This window comes from Peribacillus sp. R9-11, assembly GCF_031345095.1.
Classification (GTDB): Bacteria; Bacillota; Bacilli; order Bacillales; family DSM-1321; genus Peribacillus; species Peribacillus butanolivorans.
The window spans coordinates 2,836,674-2,857,035 of record NZ_CP133763.1 but is presented as its reverse complement, the minus strand read 5'-3'; the positions used below and the strand labels follow the sequence as shown (position 1 = coordinate 2,857,035).

The following is a 20,362-nucleotide window of genomic DNA, read 5'->3' as shown; positions in this document are numbered from 1 at the left end:
CAAACTTTAAGTACATTAATAAATCTAGATTGAACAAGATGTAAACCGATATAAATAAATAAAAATCTAGATTGAACTTTTTGCGTTCAATGATGATTATCGCAAAAAAGAGAGTGAAAAAATAGAAGGGAGGTGCGTGTCTGTGAATAATGGTAATTGCGATTTTTCACCAATGAAACAAATATTAAAAGAGGATATTCGCCAAGTAATAACTGAATTACAGAATAACTTAGAAGCAATGGATAATGAAAACTATTGTCTTCTTGGAAATTTTGAAAAAATCAAAGAAAATTTTGTCTACATTGACATGAAAGCTGCAACTTTTTATTTAAACTGTTATTTGTCTCCGTTTACGGACAAATATCCCGAATTATCAATTTGTGTACAAAATATGTCGAATCTGAGACATGGTGGCTTAATTGTGATTCAACGGGAAGATTCTCTTGAGTCTTTGATTCAACCAGGAATTTCAATTGGAGCAGAATTAACCCATTCTTTATTGGAATCAATTTTTTTCCCTGGAAATCCACTACATGATGGTGCTGTACTGGTTACTCTTAATCATATTGATTCCGCAGCAAATGTCCTTCCACTTTCAGACAGATCATCAGGGGGTAAAAAACTTGGAACACGCCATCGTGCTGCTTTAGGTTTAACTGAACGAAGTGATGCTCTTGTACTGGTAGTATCTGAGGAAACAGGTAGAGTTTCATTTGCCTTAAATGGGAACCTGTACCCAATTACTAATCATGGGTCTCTATAGATAAGAATTTCTAAAATCATATTTTTTATTAATTACAGTCGCACTATATATAAATACAGTAACCACCTTTGGTGTTATCCTAGCTTATATTGGATACACAATTGGTCTCGCATTTTATTGAAATTCTGAACGCTTACTCAATTAACGGGCGCTTTAACGGGGGAAGGATCACAGAAATCATCAAAATTTTTAATAAAAGAATGATTCAAATGAATATATTAAGAGCGTGTTTTTGATTAAAATCTTTTTCAAAACACGCTCTTTCTTTTTTTCGTTTATAAAGGTTAATAGTATTAATTTGAGCAAACATTATTCAAAAGTTACAAATGCAACAATTTCATTTTTTTGTAAAAAATATAGCTTGATTAATATTGACCAGATAGGTCAACGATAGTACAATTTGATTGACTGATGTGGTCAACCGTAAATTTAGAATGAAAGAAAAGAGGGCTGCCCCTATGTTTTCAAAATTTTTGAACATGGATAAAGAAAAACAAGACCGTATAATAAATGCTGCGATAAAGGAATTTGCCCAGAAGGGATATGACAATGCATCCACCAATGAAATCGTCAAGGAAGCAGGAATATCAAAGGGGTTATTATTTCATTATTTTCAAAATAAAAAGCAATTATATTTATTCTTGTATGAACATATGATCGATATTCTAATGGATAAAATTATGGAAAAAATAAATTGGGAAGAAAAAGACATTTTTGTCCGCTATCGGCAAATCGCATTACTGAAAATTGAAATATATCAAATTTACCCTGAAATGTTAAATTTCGTTAAGTCGATCTATAAAGACTCCTCCCCTGCAGTTAAAATTGATATAAACAGCAGGGGGAAGGAATTGTTCGAAAGTTCCTTTAATAAATTATTTTCCGATATTGATCTTTCTAAATTTAAAAAAGGGATTGATATTAAAAAGGCGATCAACATTATTAATTGGACATTAGAAGGGTTTGCGTATCAAATGCAAGAAAAAGTATCGTCCCTATCCCTGGAGCAAATCGCTAGCGATAAGACAATGGCAGAAATGGAAGAATACTTGGAAATACTAAGGGATTCTTTGTACGAATAAGGTAGTGATCCATCATTTCTAAAATTGGTAATTCCGCATACCGATGAGAAAAAAGGGAGGAATTATAAATGAACGTAATAGAAATTAAAAATCTAACCAAAACTTACGGCAAATCAAGAGGAATATCCGATATTAGTTTTAATGTTGAACAGGGTGAAATTTTCGGGTTTATAGGACCGAATGGTGCCGGGAAGTCGACAACGATTCGCACATTATTATCGCTCATTTACCCAACGAGCGGCAGCGCCACTATTTTTGGGAAAGACTGTATTCGTTTTGCTCCAGAAATAAAAAAGGAAATTGGCTATTTACCATCAGAAGTTTTTTACTATGACAATATGAAAGTAAAGGAACTTTTAAATTACTCAGCCAGTTTTTATAAAAAGGATTGTAGTAAGAGAATCAAAGATTTAGCAAAAATAATGGACTTGGATCTCAATAAAAAAATTGATGACCTTTCTTTAGGAAACAAGAAAAAGGTCGGGATTGTTCAAGGGCTTCTCCATGAACCTAAACTTATTATTTTGGATGAACCCACGAGCGGGCTTGACCCATTAATGCAGCAAAAATTTTTTGAACTATTAGAGGAAGAGAATAAAAAAGGTGCTACGATTCTATTTTCGTCGCACATCCTCAGCGAGGTTCAAAGATTATGTAATCGAGTTGCCATCATTAAAGAAGGTAAAATCGTAACGGTAGAAAAGATTAGTACGTTACAGGAGAACAACTATAAAAAGTTTAAAATTGAGACGAAATCTGCCCTAGATAAGAATTATTTCCAAATCGGAGGGGTCAATAAATTAGAGGTTAACAATAACGTAATCAGCTTTTTATTTAGAGGTAATATCAATACAGTGATGAAAAGAATCGCGGAAATTGAAATCGCGAATCTATGGATCGAAGAGCCGGACCTTGAGGAGATATTTATGCATTATTACGAAAAGGAGGCCTAAGAAACTATGAATATCTTTATGCATGAATTGAAGGCTTATCGAAAGTCTACAATCATATGGTCTCTATCGTTAATTGTGATCATCGTTATTTTCATGTCGATGTATTCCTCATTTGCAGAGGATGCAGAGGATTTTAAAAAAATATTGGAAAATTATCCGGCTGCAATAAGAAACGCACTTGGGTTTAATCAAGAAAATTTCTTTACTATTATAGGATTCTATAGCTTCCCATTATCGTTCATTACTCTTTGCGCAGCAATCCAGGCAATGAATCTCGGCACTTCTATTGTCAGCAAGGAAGTCCTTGCAAAAACAGCGGACTTTTTGTTAACGAAGCCTGTTACCCGTACTAAAATTTTGACAGCCAAGTTATTGGCAGCTTTTGTTTCGATTGTCATGACGAATATCGTTTATTTCGCGGCAGCTAGCTTTGTGGCATTACAAGTCAAGACTGATGAGTTTAGCTTGAAAATTTTCTTTTTGCTGTCGCTTACAATTTTTTTCATTCAACTCCTATTCTTAGCCTTGGGGATCATCATTTCTGTTATTGTCCAAAGGATCAAATCCGTGCTGACCGTCTCGATTGCCACTGTCTTTGTTTTCTACTTTGTGGGAATGTTCAGTGATACGACAGGTGATGAAGTGAAACGTTATATTTCCCCGTTTAAATATTTCGACGCGGCTTATATCATTAAACATTCCAGCTATGAAGCAACATTTTTGATTGTTGGTGCAGTTATTATCATTCTTGCCATAGCAGCTAGTTATGTCGTCTATAACAAGAAGGATATACATGCTGTTTAAGAATGCTTGCTTTACTTGTGGAACGCTATATGGAGGAGTTGGGTCATGAATATATTTTTAAAAGAAATGAAGTATCATCGAAAATCGCTCATATTTTGGAGCATCGGTGTCTTCCTTATGGTGACATCAGGAATGACTAAATATGAAGCATATTCGTCATCGGGGCAATCGATAAATGATTTGATCGCAGATATTCCAAAATCGCTGCGGGCTGTATTGGGTTTCAGTGATTTAGATTTAACGAAGGCCAGCGGCTACTATGGAATGCTTTTTCTCTATTTATTATTAATGGCAACCATTCATGCGGTAATGCTTGGAGCAACCATTATTGCTAAAGAAGAACGGGATAAAACATCCGAGTTTTTATTCGTCAAACCAGTATCTAGAAGTAAAGTCATTACAAATAAGCTATGGGCAGCATTCACTAATATCGTGATCATTAATCTAGCAACATTCGTTTCGTCCATTTTTCTTTTAGGGAAATATAGCGATGGTGAGGCGGTTAATGGTGAAATAGCCATATTAATGGCGGCAATGTTCTTTTTGCAGGTCTTGTTCATGGTCATCGGCAGCGCACTTGCTGCTGTAAAAAAGAAGCCAAAAACGGCTGCATCTGTAGCGGCTGGAATCCTTTTACTAACGTATTTGTTATCAATCGTTATTGATTTGAATGAGAACCTTGATGGCTTAAGATATCTTACACCATTTAAATATTTTGAAGCGAAAAATGTAATGTATGGCGGCGGTTTGGATGTAATATTTGTAGTAATTTCACTAATATTGATTCTAACACTTTTGGTCGTAACCTATGTTTTTTATAAAAAAAGAGATTTGAATGTTTAGTACAAAGACCGTAATTTTCGGTCTTTTTTCATGGAAATAAAAAGCAACAATGAAATGTAAAATAGCCTATTAAATAAAACTTTTGAAAGCAAACAGCTAAAAGATTTATAAAAAATTCAACTATTATTACTCAGGATTTGTAAATATTTAAATCCTTGAGCTTTATTCCAGAAAAGGGCGCTTTTATGAAGTAACTAAAGCCTAATAAATAAATAGTGATGGCTGGAGTTAGTATAGTTTCATGAACACATTTTAGTTAAGTCCTTACAATGATAAAAAAATCATATAACGAAGATTCTTTTAAAAGAAATTAGATTCCTATAGATTCCACAGCTACAATGTGTGAGTTACAAGTTACTGATTCAGGAAAACAGAAAAAGGTCATTTATATATGTATGTGGAGACAGTAGCATTCCTAAAGATGAGGATAAACTGCGGCAGTAATAATGAAAAATGCTTTGGACAATACCAAGCGAAGTGTGGTAAATCAAAAACTAAATAAGGTACTTGTTAATATCTACTTTAATATGTTTTCATCTGAATCAATTTTTAAGCCTATTGAATCAGAAGAGCAAGAAGTAAAAAAGTATGAGTAGGTAGGCTCATTTCCATGCACTTGCACATTATATCAATGAGCAAGGATTCACAGGAATGACTTTATAGAAGCACAGTGCACCTACTGGTCAGCAAAGATAGCCAGAAACTAGCGGAGTTTACGTCTTTTAATGAAAGTTGTCAAAAGGTAAACGATGATAAAACGTTTTATATTTGTGAGAATTACGTTTGTTACAAGCCGATTACGAATACAGAAATGGCGATCAATTTATTAACCCGGTAATTTTACCGGGTTTTTGGTTGCTTTTTATATAAAAAAAGGCATATGATAAATAAGGAGTCTCAATCAGAAAAGATATTAAACGAAAGAGGATTTTAAATGATTACAATAAAAAGTGAACGAGAAATACATTTGATGCATGAAGCAGGAAAGCTTCTTGCTGCGACGCATAGAGAAATCGCTAAAATGATTAAGCCGGGCATTACAACTTGGGAAATTGAAGAGTTTGTCGACAAATATCTAGCAGAGCACGGTGCAACGCCGGAACAAAAGGGCTATAATGGCTACAAATATGCAACTTGTGCATCTGTGAATGATGTAATTTGCCATGGTTTCCCGCAAAAGAAAGCCTTGAAAGAGGGAGACATCGTAACGATTGATATGGTTGTGAATCTTAATGGTGGATTGGCGGATTCAGCGTGGACCTATGCAGTTGGTGAGGTTTCCGAGGAAGCTCAACGTTTGATGGATGTAACAAAAAATGCACTTTATAGAGGCATTGAAGTTGCCCGGGCAGGCAATCGCCTTGGTGACATTGGACATGCGATTCAATCTTATGCAGAAGGCGAAAAATTTTCTGTAGTCCGTGATTTCACAGGACACGGCATTGGTAAAACAATGCATGAAGACCCTACTGTTTTACATTATGGTAAACCAGGTAAAGGTGCTCGTCTGAAAGAAGGAATGGTCATAACAATCGAGCCAATGTTGAATGCAGGAACATGGCATATGAAAATGGACCAAGACGGCTGGACCGCTAGAACAACGGACGGCAAACTTTCCGCTCAATATGAACATACTCTTGTTATTACAAAAGAAGCTCCGATTATTTTAACGGAACAATAAGAGTATTTAAAAAAGCAACGGCCTAATAATTGGCCGTTGCTTTTTTTATGTCGTAAATATCATTATTTATTTGAAAGAATACCTCGGCAGAATATTCAGAATTCTATTCAACCAATAATAGATGAAATCCCAAACTATAGTACTAAGTGGATTAGGCATTAAAAACTTTACTATTATGTGGTAGCACAGGATAATAAGGGGAGGACGAAGAAATATTTATTCTAACGAGTTAACTGATACACAATATAAAGGAGGTTTTGACAGTGAAGAAAGGGGAAAAACTGTCTACAACGGTAGAATCGGTTGGTTTAAGTCAGAGAGAATTTTTAACGATTTTTTTACTGCATTCTTTAACAGTAAAAACAAATTATCCAAGGGCGATTCATCAGGACCTGAAAAATACGTTTACTGGAAAAGTGCATAGCTATGACTACTTATGTAAGATTTCTAATACTCTTGTCGAATCCGGCCATTTATCATTATACACGAACAAGGGAAGAAATTATTATCAAATAACGGAAAAAGGGAAAGAACTTTATAAATGGTACCAGGAGAATTTTCTAGAACGCTTTTCTGAAGTGAAAAATGTCATTGACCGCTTTATGTTCGATTTAAAAGGATCTGGTGAAAACCCTCCGGTTGTGAACGAACTTCCTGAGGAATACCGATCTTATTTCTCGAAAATAATATCCGTAAAGGACTTAGTCCGTTATGTCACATTGAAGGCGGCTTTCAAAAAGAAGCCCATTTATATGGGGGAAATAGGGGACCTGCTTAAAAATCAGTTCGGTTGGATTGCTTCTAACGGGTATTTATACGATTTATCACATGAAATGGAAGAGACCGGCCTGCTTGTTGGCAGATGGGAAAGTGAAAAACGAACAAAACGTTATTTACGAATTACGGATGAAGGACAACATCATTACAAACAGATTGCTGATTCAGCCGCATATCAAGTACAGGAAATTCAAAAATACATGGCCAGTGTGGTTATGTTTCTAAAAGATAAATCCTGACTGAGAAATGAACAATTCGCTCCAGTTCTAGTTTCCTGAAGAACAGATAAATCCCCTTTAGCTGATGTAATGGGATGGTTCGATGAACATGCTTAAGTTGAACCAATCAGGGGTAAATATTATATAAAACAGTTCTTATCAAGGGGGAATTCACATGGTAGAGAAACACGATGAAATGGGCAGTTTGTTTACGTTTATTAAAGGTCAGGTAAATAAATTACCTATTTCAGAATCGAAAAAGAACAAAATGCTCGATCAGCTTTTGAAGCTTAAAACGATGACGGTCGATGCGAGGGAACCGCGGATTGCTCTTGTTGGGAGGCGCGGTTCAGGGAAGTCATCACTGATTAATGCAATGTTTGGCCAAGAACGGCAATACGTTAGCTCCGTTAAATCTGGAACTGGTAAAGGTAAATGGCTTTGGTATCCGAGTGATTCTCAACCTAAAATTCGTCTGCTGGACTCTCGTGGATTGGGTGAGAGTGAGACTCCTACGGAAGACTATGAAGAAGAGACACCAATGGATGAATTAATTAAAGCGGTGACTGAGGAACAGCCGGATGTGTTTCTTTTCTTAATCAAAGCAAAAGAAACGGATTCTCGGATTGAAGAGGATTTACAAGAGTTAAGTAAATTGAGGAAAATTGTGAAAGATAAACATCATTATGATGTGCCAGTAATCTGTGTTATCACCCAGGTAGATGAATTAGATCCGCCACATTATAAACAAGTACCTTTTGATGCCCACCCTAAGAAAAAACATCATATTGATGAGGCCATCGGTTTAATGGCTAAGCGGTTTAAAGAAAGTGAAATCCCACTATTAAACATCATTCCAATTTGTTCATATATTGATTTTGATGAAAAGGGAATAATTGAATATGACATGCGCTGGAATATAGATTTGCTTTCTGATTACTTAATTGAGGCCTTACCCAGTGAAGCGAAACTAAAGACTGCAAAGGCGATACAGAGCCAATTCGTTAAGAAAAAATTTGCGCGGACTATCGTAGGTACGTTCACGGCCATTGCCAGTCTAATCGGTGCCGAGCCAATCCCTTTTGCTGATTTTCCAATATTGACTGGTATCCAAGGACTGATGATTGTTGTGATTGGTTTTATCGCAGATAAAGATATCAATACGAAAACTGCCAGTGAATTCATCACAGCTTTAGGAATTAACGTCGGAATTGGTTTGCTTGTCAGGGAAGGTGTTCGAGCTGCAGTTCGATTCATTCCAGGTGCTGGTCTTGCTGTTTCAGGTGCGGTAGCGGGAGCTGTTACTTATGGTATTGGTCAAGCTGCCATTGCATATTTCATAGAAAATAAAGATATGAATCAAGCGAAAGAAGCTTATAAGAATGCTAATAAACAATATAAAAATGAAGACATTAACTCTTAATGTACAGATTCAAACTGTAATCACCACTAAAGTGATATGATAAAGGTGAGTTCTAGCAGATGCTGATTCCCCTGCTAGATGGTATAGGATATTGTTTTACATATATAGAAGGGATGATCTTCATGTCGTTTTTTCAATCAGCAGAGCAAAAAGAATATATACAAAAATTAGAGGCGGCGATTAAGTCTTTTTCCGGACGATCTGAAAATCTTGATGAATCAAAAGGCTTTCCTTTTGAAAACATTCAGGAATTAAAGGATTTCGGATATCCTAAATTAACGCTAGCAAAAGAGTATGGAGGTAATGGTGGATCCTTGTATGATTTCCTCCTTAGCCAGGAGAAAATAGCTGAGTATTGTGGTCCAACTGCCTTAGGAATCGGCTGGCATGTAGGAACGGTACTTTCTCTGACTGAAAAAAGACCATGGGAAAAAGAGGTTATGGACGAATTGTTTGATGAAGTGTCCAAAGGTGCCCTCATCAACACGGCAGCATCAGAGGCAGGAACAGGAAGTCCGACACGTGGAGGACGTCCTGAAACGACAGCTATCAAGAAAGGTAATCAATGGGTATTGAATGGCAGAAAAACCTTTACGACCCTATCACCTGTCCTAGATATTTTCCTTGTTACAGCCTGGGTACCTCACGATGAGCAACTTGGCACCTTTTTGGTTCATCGAAACATAAAAGGGATAAGTATAGAAGAAACATGGGATATGATTTCTATGCAGGGTACAGGAAGTCATGATTTAGTGTTAAATGAAGTCATCCTTCCAGATAAGTATTATGTCATGCAAAGCAAACCTGGCAAGAAGAAACCTGAATCATGGCTGTTACATATACCAGCCTGCTATTTAGGAATCGCGATGGCTGCAAGAAATTATGCAGTCGAATTTGCGAAAACTTATTCACCAAATAGCCTGCCGGGACCAATTCGAGATCTTCCTAATGTTCAAAGAATGATTGGAGAAATTGAACTGGAATTAAGTGAAGCACGCCATTTTCTCTATTCTGTCGCGGAAAAATGGGAAACACAAACTGAAAATCATGATGAATTATCGAAAGAGCTGGGTGCGGTTAAGTTATCAGTCGTAAACAAATCAATATCTATCGTTGATAAAGCGATGAGGGTCGTTGGGGCCAAAAGCTTACAACGGACGAACCCATTGCAACGTTATTACAGAGATGTACGTGCGGGACTTCATAATCCTCCAATGGACGATGCAACGATTACTATGCTCGCAAAAGCAGCTCTTTATTAAAGAATTATATTTGTGCTGCACTGAAATGACTGTTTCAGTGCTTTTTTTTGTCTTTTTTGAGAAGTTCTCACCTATTCATTTTTTAGACTGAATCGACCGCTTCTTGTTTCGTATTCTATTATGTACTTCAGTGTTTTGCGCTTTTCTTTATTGAAAATTACTCAATAATTTTACTAGATTAAAATTCCCTAACTTGTTATGATTTATATGCATTTCAAAATTTTCGCAAAACATTGAAAGTTCGGTGTAGATATGAATCTTATGACCAAAGATTTACTGATTAACTTTTTATTAATTCTTCTTCCCATCTTTTTATTGCAAATGGTGTATCTAGTGAAATACGTGTACCGTTTAGATGCATTAAAAGGATGGTTCTTAGCCATTTTTCCTATTCTTTCACTTGTTCTATGTATGTTATTTCCAGTAGTAATAGAAGAACACTTTGTTTGGGATCTCCGATGGATTCCATTTCTTTTAGGTGGTTTATATGGAGGTTATCGATTAAGTTTTTTATTAATAGCTATCACTCTTATTATTCGATATTTGTCGGGGGGAGAAAATGGATTTTATATTTCATGCATCACTTTTCCGTTAATTGGTATTTCAATATCTTTTCTTTCTAAATACTATTTACAAATGTCTGTATTCAAAAAAAATATCGTTGGTATTTTATTAATCTTTATTGTTCAGATTCTTACACAGTTTATTGCAACACAAATATTTGGAATCAATATAGGTATAAGTTTATGGAAACAATACTTTATAATCCAAGTCGTTGGCATTGTTATTGTGATTATTCTGTGGGAGGCCATCCTTGCGAATTTTCAGATTTTAGAAAAATTAGCAAAAGCAGAAAAGTTACAAATCGTAAGTCACCTTGCTGCAAGTATTTCACATGAAGTTCGTAATCCCCTAACAGTAACTAGAGGATATATTCAAATGTTACAAGAGGAAGTTTCTTCGCAAACAAAGGTAAAGTATGCAAATATCGCTTTGAGGGAATTAGATCGAGCTACAGAAGTCATTAATGATTATTTAACGTTTGCAGCAACAACCCCTGAAAATAAAGAACACTTAAGAGTGTCCGATGAGATTCAGCATGCGGTAAATATTATTAAGCCCTTGGCAAACATGAATGGAATAGACATAAAATTATCGCTTTTGGAAGATGACGCTTATTATATCATAGGAGAAAGAAAAAAATTTCAACAGTGCTTGTTTAATATTTTAAAAAACGGCATCGAATCGATGCAAGTTAATGGTGAACTATACATACATTTAATCCATCACGCCCCAACAACAACTCTCCAAATTAAGATTCAAGATAAAGGCGTTGGCATGACAAAAGAACAAATAAGCCGCTTAGGTGAGCCTTATTTTACGACAAAAGAAAAAGGGACAGGACTAGGTATGATGGTTTCTTATAGTATTATTAAAAGTATGAATGGAACTATTAGTGTGTCAAGTGTGAAAGGGAAAGGAACTTGCTTCTGTATTAAACTTCCTATTCATAGAAACGAAAGTGATAGATTAAAGAATTAATCCATCCTAAGTTTGAGTGAATTGACGGTTTTGAGAGAATACTTTATCATTTAATTAAACTACCAATTATATGAAATAATTCAATAATGCATTTGATGCCAAAGGGAGATGATTTAAATGAAAACGCTTGCAGATGGACAAATCATTTGGGAACCGAGTAAAGAACAAATCGATCAGACGGTATTGAGTCATTACGTGAATTGGTTAAAGGAAAAGAAAGGTTTGGCGTTTCATAATTATCATGAGCTATGGAAATGGTCGGTTTATGAGCTAGAGAACTTCTGGGCGTCAATATGGGATTTTTGTGAAGTAAAAGCTGAAAGAAAATATGACAAGGTTTTAGCAGATAATTCGATGCCGGGTGCAAAGTGGTTTGAAGGATCGAGACTCAATTATGCAGAGAATGCATTATCGAATGATCAAGAAGATAAAACGGCGATTTTTTTCCGTTCCGAGCATATCAAGAAGCAAGAGGTAAGCTGGAAAGAGCTGAAAGAAAAAGTTGCCTCTGTCGCTCATTCATTAAGGAAACTTGGTGTGAAATCGGGTGACCGTGTTGTGGCCTATATGCCAAATATCCCTGAAACCGTCATAGCGTTCTTGGCAACAGCAAGTATAGGCGCCATCTGGTCGAGTTGTTCACCCGACTTCGGGGCAAGAAGTGTCATTGACCGCTTTAAGCAAATTGAACCGGTTGTTTTACTTGCAATTGACGGGTATCAGTATAATGGGAACGTGTATGATAAAACCTCAGTTGTTTCGCAGCTGCAAAAGGAAATAGCCACTATCAAGCATACAGTGTTGATTCCGTACATAGATAAAACGAACTTTGAGGTAAATCTGAAGAAAATAATTCCATGGTCAACCCTTCTAAACGAATCAGCGGATCTATCTTTTGAAAGTGTTCCATTCGATCACCCGCTTTGGATCCTCTATTCATCAGGTACAACCGGAATGCCAAAACCGATTGTACAGGGGCATGGGGGCATTTTATTGGAGCATTTTAAATCCACACGATTGCATCAAAGTATGACTTCCGAAGATACCGTTTTCTGGTTCACAACGACAGGTTGGATGATGTGGAACCTGCTAATGGGTGGTTTGCTTAATGGAGCGACAATAGTTCTTTATGACGGTAGTCCTTCCTTCCCTAACATGGATACTCTTTGGGAATTGGCTGAAGATACAGGCATGACATTCTTTGGAACAAGTGCCCCTTTTCTAACGAATTCTATGAAATTAGGAATCAAGCCAATGGAAAAATATAATCTATCGAAATTGAAAGCTCTTTTTTCTACAGGAGCTCCTTTATCAGGTGACGGATACAAGTGGGTATATGGAAATGTTAAAAAGGATATCTGGCTCAGTTCATCGAGTGGCGGAACAGATGTCTGTGCCGGATTTGTAGGAGGTGTGCCTACATTACCCGTTAGAATTGGCGAAATACAGGGACGGGCATTAGGTGTTCATGTCGAAGCCTTTGATGAACAAGGCCAATCTTTAATTAATGATGTCGGAGAACTGGTCATTACCAAACCGATGCCATCCATGCCGCTTTATTTCTGGAATGACAAAGATGGGATAAGATACTACGAGAGTTATTTTGATACGTATCCTGGTATTTGGAAACATGGTGATTGGATAAAAATTGACGATAAAGGCAGTTGTATCATTTATGGACGTTCCGATTCGACGATTAATCGTTCTGGAGTACGTATGGGTACAAGTGATATTTACCGGGTTGTTGAAGCGATTGACGAGGTAATGGAAAGTCTTGTTATTGATAGAGAAGTGCTAGGGCGTGGTTCTTCCTTACTGATGTTTGTTGTTCTTAAGTCTGGCAACAGTCTAGACCCTACCCTGAAAGCAAAAATTAAGGAACAAATTAGAGGGAATGTTTCTCCTCGTTTTATCCCAGACCAAATTTATGTCGTTGAGCAAATACCAAAAACATTGAACGGAAAGAAAATGGAAGTTCCGATTCGCAAAGTACTATTAGGTTTTGAGTTTGATAAGGTAGTGAATCCAGACTCTATGGGCAATCCAGAATCGCTTCAATTTTTCAAAGATTTAGCATTTGAATTAAATGAGGGAAAAATATTCTAAGAATACTGTGGCTTTAAAATAGAGTCGTGATGTTTAAAAAATGTTCCGACGAAGAGTGGTTAGATAAGATATCCTGTTTAATGCAGGATATTTTTTATTTAACGAAAGTAGTAGGTTGGTGAAAAAAGAGGGAAGTAACTTTTTTCTTAGAAGACAAGGTAGGATAGAGACAACGGAAGAGAAAAATTTGTTATCCATAAGATTGATGAAGAAGTCTCTTTGAGATTATTAAATGAAGATGACGCAGAAGGATTTTATATATAAAAAATGGCTCGGTTGGTTCGACAGCGGGAGAAGCTAAAAGGGTAAAGAAGTACCTAAAACACGTTTTAAATCTACATTCTGACTCAACGGATATTTATTAGTAGATAAGATCAAAACCCCTTGTTCAATATGGACAAAGGGTTTTGATACAAATAAAAGTATAACTTTTCGAGTTAGAAAAATTGTCAATCTCCACAAGGAAAGCTACTTTGTATGATCATCACAGGAAAAAACCTGGGTTTTTGATTGTTCAAAGGCTCCCTGTGCTTTTCTAATTATTTCGCTAAGCTTTCTACCAATCGGTTTTCTTTCCAAATGACTGTAATACCAAGGCCAATGACGATAATGACAGCAGCGAAAAGATAAGGATAGTGGATGTTTATGTCAAATAGTAATCCTCCCATAGATGGCCCGGCGATATTCCCTAAGCTCGTATAGGTTGAGTTCATTCCAGCAACAAATCCTTGCTCTTTCCCGGCAGCTTTTGATAAAAATGTCGTCAATGCCGGACGAAGCAAGTCAAATGCAAGGAAGATGAAGCAAGTTACCACAAGAACTGCCAAAAAGCTAGAGATCATAGTGGACGCTACCGCAAAAATTGCACCGACGATTAAACATAATTGGATAAGCTTTTTTTCGCCGAGGATATCTACCAGTTTTCCAAACATAAATACTTGCACAACAACTCCGAAAATAGAGCTTATTGTAATGATAATTGCAATATCCTTCGGCGTGAAGCCGAATTTATGATCAGAAAATAGGCTAAAAACAGTTTCATAGGCCGATAAACCAAAAGCGAGTACAAATACAATGATGAACGCAATAAAGTAAAGTGGATTAAGTGATCTTTTTAAATCACCAATAAAGTTTGTTTGCTTTGTATTAGCAGAAACTTTTGCAAGCTGTTCCTTTGTCATCGGCTCTTTTAAAATGAATATTGATGAAAGGCATGCTAAAAAAGCAATGGCCGCTGCCAGGAAGAAGGGTAAGCGTATACCAAATTCTGCAATAAAGCCACCGATCCCAGGTCCTATTATAAAGCCCAAGCTAATGGCGGCTGAAATATAGCCCATTGCTTTTGGCCTTTCTTGAACAGATGTAATATCTGCAACATATGCAGTAACACCTGGCATAATAAAGGCGGCACTGATTCCCCCTAGGATCCTTGATAAATAAAACACGGATACGTTCGTGCCTACACCAAAGATAAGTTCTGAAACACCAAAAAGGAATAATCCGATAATGATGATTTTCTTTCTGCCGTAACGGTCAACCCAACGACCCGCGAATGGTGACATAACAAGCTGTGATACCGCAAATACAGCAACAAGATAGCCCATCGTACTTCCTGATAAATGCATGATATTCATAAATGACGGCATAACGGGGATAATGAGTCCAATTCCCAGAAAAGCAATGAATATATTGCTTAGAAGAATAATTAATACCGCCTTTTGTTCTTTTATTGTTTTCTCCATGTATCAACACCTCCTTTCTTTATGAATCATTGATGTGAAATACCTCTCCAAAATACTGTCCAAGAGGCTTCTAATTTATCCTTCAGCCGCTTCTCATCATTGCCATATACAAGCTCCAGCAAAATAGAATCGACTACTCCTAAGAAGGCAAAGGTCGGCGTTTTTGATACATCTCCGACTATTACTTTAGCATCGATCCAATCCTGAAATTTACTTTCCAGTATCACCTGCACCTTATCTTCTATATCGATTACTTCCTTTTCGATTGCTTTCGCAAGATGTGCTGGCGGAAAAAAAGACATACGTAGCCAAAACTTTAACTGCTCATTTTTTTGGAAAAGATCGATTACCAATTGTAGAAATCCGTATAAATCTGATTTAGGATTTTGTGAATCAATTTCACTGAAATATTGGAGTTTTGAAGATAATTCAGTCTCTTTAGCATCACGTAAAACTTGTAGAAAAAGATCATCCTTTCCTTTAAAATGTGCGTAAATGGATTGCTTTTTCATGCCGACTTCTTCAGCTATTAGAGAAAGGGATGCTCCTTCATAACCATGAATTGTGAAATATTTTAGAGCTGCCTCCTTAATTTCATTGCTTTTCAATAAAATCACCTCGAATCTAACGAACGTTCGTCAGTTATATTAGCAAATTAAATAAACATAAGCAAGTGGAAAATATATTTAGATATCTAAACAAATAATTTAATGTTAAATACTTTAGTAATAATAAATATTGTAATACAGATTATTATGTCAGGTATCGACTTACATAACCAAACGGGCCCTATCTGTAATATAGTGCAGCGCGGTAATGCAGAACGATCTTCAACCTAACAGGTGGATTTACTTCTATTACAGGGTTGCTACGCAACTTTTTTTATAAGTTGAGGTAATTTACTTATTATGGGAATCCGAACGATACTGAGAAATATGTTACAAAAGCATCTTAAATATCAACTTTTGAATAGCGACGAACTAAATATTTGCTTTGGTCTGACTAGACAATTTGAATTTGATAGTAGTTGTCTACCGTTATCGCCACTGCCTCTTACCAAAGAGGTAGAACGATAGGTATTTATTTCTTTGCAATATCCAGAAATACTAATCCAAAAAAAGCGTACGAAGAATTTAATAATTCAGTTTTACCTGCCATGGATTCAAGAACAAACAACAAAATCAGATACAGCAATTTTAGGTATAGAAGAATTAATAATCGAACGGAATGAAAAATACATATATTTCATAATGTGAGATTTCTATAATAACCATCTAAAGGTAGGTGGAATCGACGTCTTCTTCAACTTAACGGTGCTTTACTTCAATATCCGGAGCAGGTCAGCAGCACTTTTATGGAACTAACGGGGGCTTTAGCAGAAGAAGGTTCAATGAAATAATCAAACTTTTTTCAAAATGGAGTCTTTGTGTTAACAACCAAATAAGGTTACTTTTTATCAAACTTTATTACAAAGCTACAAATACAGGCGGAGCAAAATGGATCCGTCTTTTTTTGTCCCCATCTCTATTAGTTTTTGAACTGCTATTTAATAGTACCTATCAATTTTGCATGCTAAATCATGTTACATACATTCTATATGAAAAATTCTAAAACCCCCTTTTATCATTTTTTGTTTAAAACGAGACAAAACGAGACAACATTCTCATTTTGTCTCGTTTTGTTTCTTTAGAAAATAGATAAATTCCTAATATAGCGAATTTTCATTTTGGCACGTAAATTGCACTATATATTATTGACTCATTATTAAGATTGGGGGCTGGAATATGGAAACGATTCAAACTAAAGAAATTCAGTTATCACAGGACAAGGCTTATTGGATGTACAAAAAAATGCTTGAGATTAGAAAATTCGAAGACCAAGTTCATGAATCATTTGCTAAGGGAATCTTACCAGGATTTGTTCATTTGTATGCTGGGGAGGAAGCGGTGGCAGTAGGAGTGTGTGCCCACCTTACAGAAAAGGACAGCATTACAAGCACTCATCGGGGTCATGGTCACTGTATAGCTAAAGAATGCGACCTAAATGGAATGATGGCCGAAATCTACGGGAAAGTAACAGGTCTTTGTAAAGGAAAAGGCGGTTCCATGCATATAGCCGATTTAGATAAAGGAATGTTAGGCGCAAACGGTATTGTCGGAGGAGGCTTTCCACTTGCTTGTGGTGCAGCATTAACTGCCAAGTATAAAAAAACTGATCATGTAAGTGTATGTTTTTTTGGAGATGGTGCTAATAATCACGGCACTTTTCATGAAGGGATCAATCTTGCGGCTATTTGGAATCTTCCTGTTGTTTTTATTGCTGAAAACAATGGTTATGGTGAAGCCACACCTTTTAATTATGCTTCTAGCTGCAAAACAATAGCCGATCGTGCGATAAGCTACAATATCCCGGGAGTTCGAGTGGATGGGAAGGATGTAATTGCTGTTTATCAGGCAGCAGAAGAAGCAGTTCAAAGAGCTCGCAGAGGAGAAGGTCCTTCATTAATAGAATGCGTAACCTATAGAAATTATGGACACTTCGAGGGCGATGCTCAGAAATATAAAAAAGAACAAGACAAGAAAGAACATAAACAAGAAAAAGATGCTATTGCTCAATTTAGAAAATACTTACTGAATCAGAATCTGTTAGCTTCAACTGAATTGGTTTCCCTCGAGAATTCAGTTGAAGAGGCAATTAAACAAGCTGTTAAGTTTAGTGAAGAAAGCCCATATCCAGAGGCTTCCGATTTATTAAACGATGTTTATGTTTCTTATTAAACAATAAAAGGAGGAATTGAGATGAGTAGAAAAATCAGTATGTCACAAGCAATAAATGAAGCAATGGCGCTCGCAATGAGAAAAGATGAAAATGTCATTCTTATGGGAGAGGATGTAGCCGGCGGAGCAGAAGTTGATCATCTTCAAGATGACGAAGCATGGGGTGGTGTTTTAGGGGTTACAAAAGGATTAGTGCAAGAATTTGGTCGTGACCGGATTTTAGATACACCGATTGCCGAAGCAGGGTATATGGGAGCCGCTATGGCAGCAGCTTCTACGGGATTACGTCCGATTGCAGAGTTAATGTTTAACGATTTTATTGGGAGTTGTTTAGATGAGGTTTTAAATCAAGGGGCCAAGTTCCGTTATATGTTTGGAGGAAAAGCGCAAGTTCCTGTTACGATTCGTACGATGCATGGCGCAGGATTTAGGGCAGCAGCTCAGCATTCGCAAAGCTTATATGCCTTGTTTACAAGTATTCCGGGACTGAAAGTAGTTGTCCCCTCTTCCCCTTATGATGCAAAAGGGCTGTTACTCTCAGCTATCGAGGATAATGATCCAGTAATCTTTTTTGAAGATAAAACGCTATATAACATGGTAGGTGAGGTACCAGAAGGTTATTATACGATTCCAATCGGAAAAGCAGAAATAAAACGGTCTGGTTCAGATTTAACCATCGTTGCTATCGGTAAACAAGTTCATACGGCAATGGATGCTGCTGAACAACTTGCTGGTAGAGGCATTGAAGTTGAAATTGTTGATCCAAGGAGCTTGTCACCGCTGGATGAAGAATCGATTCTTTCCTCCGTCGCAAAAACAAACCGTCTTATTGTGATGGATGAAGCAAATCCAAGGTGCAGCGTGGCCACAGATATTGCAGCATTGGTCGCGGATAAAGGATTTGATACGCTTGATGCGCCAATAAAAAGAATTACTGCACCACATACGCCGGTACCTTTTTCTCCACCACTAGAAGATATCTATCTACCTACACCAGAGAAAGTAATTAAAGTTGTATCAGAATTGTTAGGAGAACCATCTATTCTTAGGGTGTAAGTAAAAATGAAAAAGGCTCCACCTTTTTGGCATTGATCCTCGAAAGTTGGAGCCTGAAACCAATGATAGGCAAAGAAACAAAGCTGAAGGGAGAAAAAAGACATGGCTGTTGAAGTAGTAATGCCGAAATTAGGCATGGCAATGAAAGAAGGTACTGTTTCGGAATGGAGTAAGGGAGTCGGCGATACTGTAGAAAAGGGCGAAGCAATAGCCAGCATTAATTCTGAGAAAATAGAAATGGATATCGAGTCGCCGTCAGAAGGTACGATACTAAACATAGCTGTACCAGAAGGACAAGGCGTCCCTCCTGGAACAGTTATCTGTTATATCGGAAATCCGAATGAAAACGTATTGGTTAATGAGCCTGTTGCTGAAGAAATCAAGCCGGAAAACCACAAAAAAGAAACACAGAAAAATCCAGATCTACCTAATTTGCCAATTAGTAAAAATGTGGATCGTGTGATGATTACCCCTGTTGCACGTAAAATGGCACAGGCCGCTAATCTTGATATTGAGAAAATTCAAGGCACTGGACCGGGTGGAAGAATTACTAAAGATGATGTACAGAAAGCAATTAAGAGACCTGAATCAAAGCCTGAAAATAAAGAAGATAGTATCTTAATCCCTGCGCAATCTATAGAGAAAACACAGGAGATTCCTGTAAACGGAATGCGGAAAATTATTGCCACACGTATGCAGGATAGCTTACAAAGTAGTGCTCAATTAACTCTTACGATGAAGGCAGATGTAACCGCTTTAATCAAATTGCAAAGACAAGCTACAGAAATTATTCAAAAACATGATGATAGTAAACTGACGGTCACAGACTTTGTTGCCAAAGCTGTCGTCCATTCATTAAAAGATCACCCTAAAATGAACAGTGCTTATGTAGAAGATAAAATCCATTTATTTGAGCATGTACATCTTGGATTAGCTGTTGCCTTGGAAAAGGGGTTAGTTGTTCCAGTTATAAGAAATGCGGATGTCTGTACACTAAAGCAGTTATCGAAGAAAGGAAAGGAACTAGCTAAGCTTGCTCGTGAAGGTCAATTGCCATCTGAAGAAATGAATGGCTCTACTTTTACGATCAGCAATTTGGGAGCATACGGTGTAGAACACTTCACGCCGATTTTAAATACCCCGGAAACAGGAATTCTTGGAATTGGCTCTGCTTATGATACTCCGCTCTATATTGAAGATACGTTGGAAAGAAGAACTATTTTGCCACTCAGTTTAACCTTTGATCATCGTGTCTTAGATGGGGCTCCTGCTTCTGCCTTTTTACAAACAATAAAAAGATATTTAGAAGAGCCAATGACTATGCTTTTATAGA

Annotated in this window: 16 protein-coding genes; 14 read left to right on the top strand and 2 right to left on the bottom strand. The window is 36.8% G+C overall.

The annotated features are described in order from the left end of the window. Positions 1 to 142 precede the first annotated feature (142 nt). The 11 genes from cdaS (at position 143) to RE409_RS13905 (ending at position 13,454) form a co-directional block, all read left to right on the top strand. Positions 143 to 763, top strand: coding sequence for a sporulation-specific diadenylate cyclase CdaS (gene cdaS, locus RE409_RS13955; RefSeq protein WP_082527466.1), 621 nt, complete (start codon positions 143 to 145; stop codon positions 761 to 763). A 458-nt stretch (positions 764 to 1,221) separates the two neighbouring features. Then, on the top strand, positions 1,222 to 1,845 hold the full coding sequence (locus tag RE409_RS13950) for a TetR/AcrR family transcriptional regulator (protein WP_201224499.1): 624 nt from the start codon (positions 1,222 to 1,224) through the stop codon (positions 1,843 to 1,845). A 68-nt stretch (positions 1,846 to 1,913) separates the two neighbouring features. Next, positions 1,914 to 2,798, top strand: coding sequence for an ABC transporter ATP-binding protein (locus RE409_RS13945; RefSeq protein ID WP_201184690.1), 885 nt, complete (start codon positions 1,914 to 1,916; stop codon positions 2,796 to 2,798). 6 nt (positions 2,799 to 2,804) lie between these two features. Beyond that, positions 2,805 to 3,602, top strand: coding sequence for an ABC transporter permease subunit (locus tag RE409_RS13940; RefSeq protein WP_309557695.1), 798 nt, complete (start codon positions 2,805 to 2,807; stop codon positions 3,600 to 3,602). Positions 3,603 to 3,647: 45 nt separating this feature from the next. Next, positions 3,648 to 4,445, top strand: coding sequence for an ABC transporter permease subunit (locus tag RE409_RS13935; protein WP_309557694.1), 798 nt, complete (start codon positions 3,648 to 3,650; stop codon positions 4,443 to 4,445). A 934-nt stretch (positions 4,446 to 5,379) separates the two neighbouring features. Beyond that, positions 5,380 to 6,126 (top strand): type I methionyl aminopeptidase, encoded by a 747-nt coding sequence (map, locus tag RE409_RS13930; RefSeq protein WP_057215668.1) that lies wholly within the window; start codon positions 5,380 to 5,382, stop codon positions 6,124 to 6,126. Positions 6,127 to 6,389: 263 nt separating this feature from the next. Beyond that, positions 6,390 to 7,142 carry a helix-turn-helix transcriptional regulator gene (locus tag RE409_RS13925; protein WP_056522848.1) on the top strand — a complete coding sequence of 251 codons (753 nt, stop codon included), beginning with the start codon at positions 6,390 to 6,392 and terminating at the stop codon, positions 7,140 to 7,142. Positions 7,143 to 7,296: 154 nt separating this feature from the next. Then, positions 7,297 to 8,544: a GTPase gene (locus tag RE409_RS13920; protein ID WP_201253538.1), complete on the top strand. Its 1,248-nt coding sequence runs from the start codon at positions 7,297 to 7,299 to the stop codon at positions 8,542 to 8,544. Between the two features lie 122 nt (positions 8,545 to 8,666). Continuing rightward, positions 8,667 to 9,806 (top strand): acyl-CoA dehydrogenase family protein, encoded by a 1,140-nt coding sequence (locus RE409_RS13915; protein WP_201184681.1) that lies wholly within the window; start codon positions 8,667 to 8,669, stop codon positions 9,804 to 9,806. Between the two features lie 342 nt (positions 9,807 to 10,148). Then, positions 10,149 to 11,348: an ATP-binding protein gene (locus RE409_RS13910; protein ID WP_309559214.1), complete on the top strand. Its 1,200-nt coding sequence runs from the start codon at positions 10,149 to 10,151 to the stop codon at positions 11,346 to 11,348. Positions 11,349 to 11,465: 117 nt separating this feature from the next. Further along, positions 11,466 to 13,454, top strand: coding sequence for an acetoacetate--CoA ligase (locus RE409_RS13905; protein ID WP_201253537.1), 1,989 nt, complete (start codon positions 11,466 to 11,468; stop codon positions 13,452 to 13,454). 539 nt (positions 13,455 to 13,993) lie between these two features. On the opposite strand, the gene RE409_RS13900 is transcribed toward RE409_RS13905, so the two are convergent. Together RE409_RS13900 and RE409_RS13895 are read right to left on the bottom strand one after the other, a co-directional pair. Next, positions 13,994 to 15,196: an MFS transporter gene (locus RE409_RS13900; RefSeq protein WP_201249455.1), complete on the bottom strand. Its 1,203-nt coding sequence runs from the start codon at positions 15,194 to 15,196 to the stop codon at positions 13,994 to 13,996. Positions 15,197 to 15,222: 26 nt separating this feature from the next. Beyond that, positions 15,223 to 15,804, bottom strand: a complete 582-nt coding sequence (locus RE409_RS13895; protein ID WP_201184675.1) for a TetR/AcrR family transcriptional regulator — start codon at positions 15,802 to 15,804, stop codon at positions 15,223 to 15,225. Positions 15,805 to 16,980: 1,176 nt separating this feature from the next. Between RE409_RS13895 and RE409_RS13890 the strand changes: the two genes are divergently transcribed. From RE409_RS13890 to RE409_RS13880, 3 genes are all read left to right on the top strand, one after another. Continuing rightward, positions 16,981 to 17,973, top strand: coding sequence for a thiamine pyrophosphate-dependent dehydrogenase E1 component subunit alpha (locus RE409_RS13890; RefSeq protein WP_201224509.1), 993 nt, complete (start codon positions 16,981 to 16,983; stop codon positions 17,971 to 17,973). A 21-nt stretch (positions 17,974 to 17,994) separates the two neighbouring features. After that, complete coding sequence (locus RE409_RS13885) at positions 17,995 to 19,029, top strand: alpha-ketoacid dehydrogenase subunit beta (RefSeq protein WP_053346095.1); 1,035 nt, start codon at positions 17,995 to 17,997, stop codon at positions 19,027 to 19,029. Positions 19,030 to 19,131: 102 nt separating this feature from the next. Beyond that, positions 19,132 to 20,361 carry a dihydrolipoamide acetyltransferase family protein gene (locus RE409_RS13880; protein WP_201224511.1) on the top strand — a complete coding sequence of 410 codons (1,230 nt, stop codon included), beginning with the start codon at positions 19,132 to 19,134 and terminating at the stop codon, positions 20,359 to 20,361. The last annotated feature ends 1 nt before the right edge of the window (position 20,362 follow it).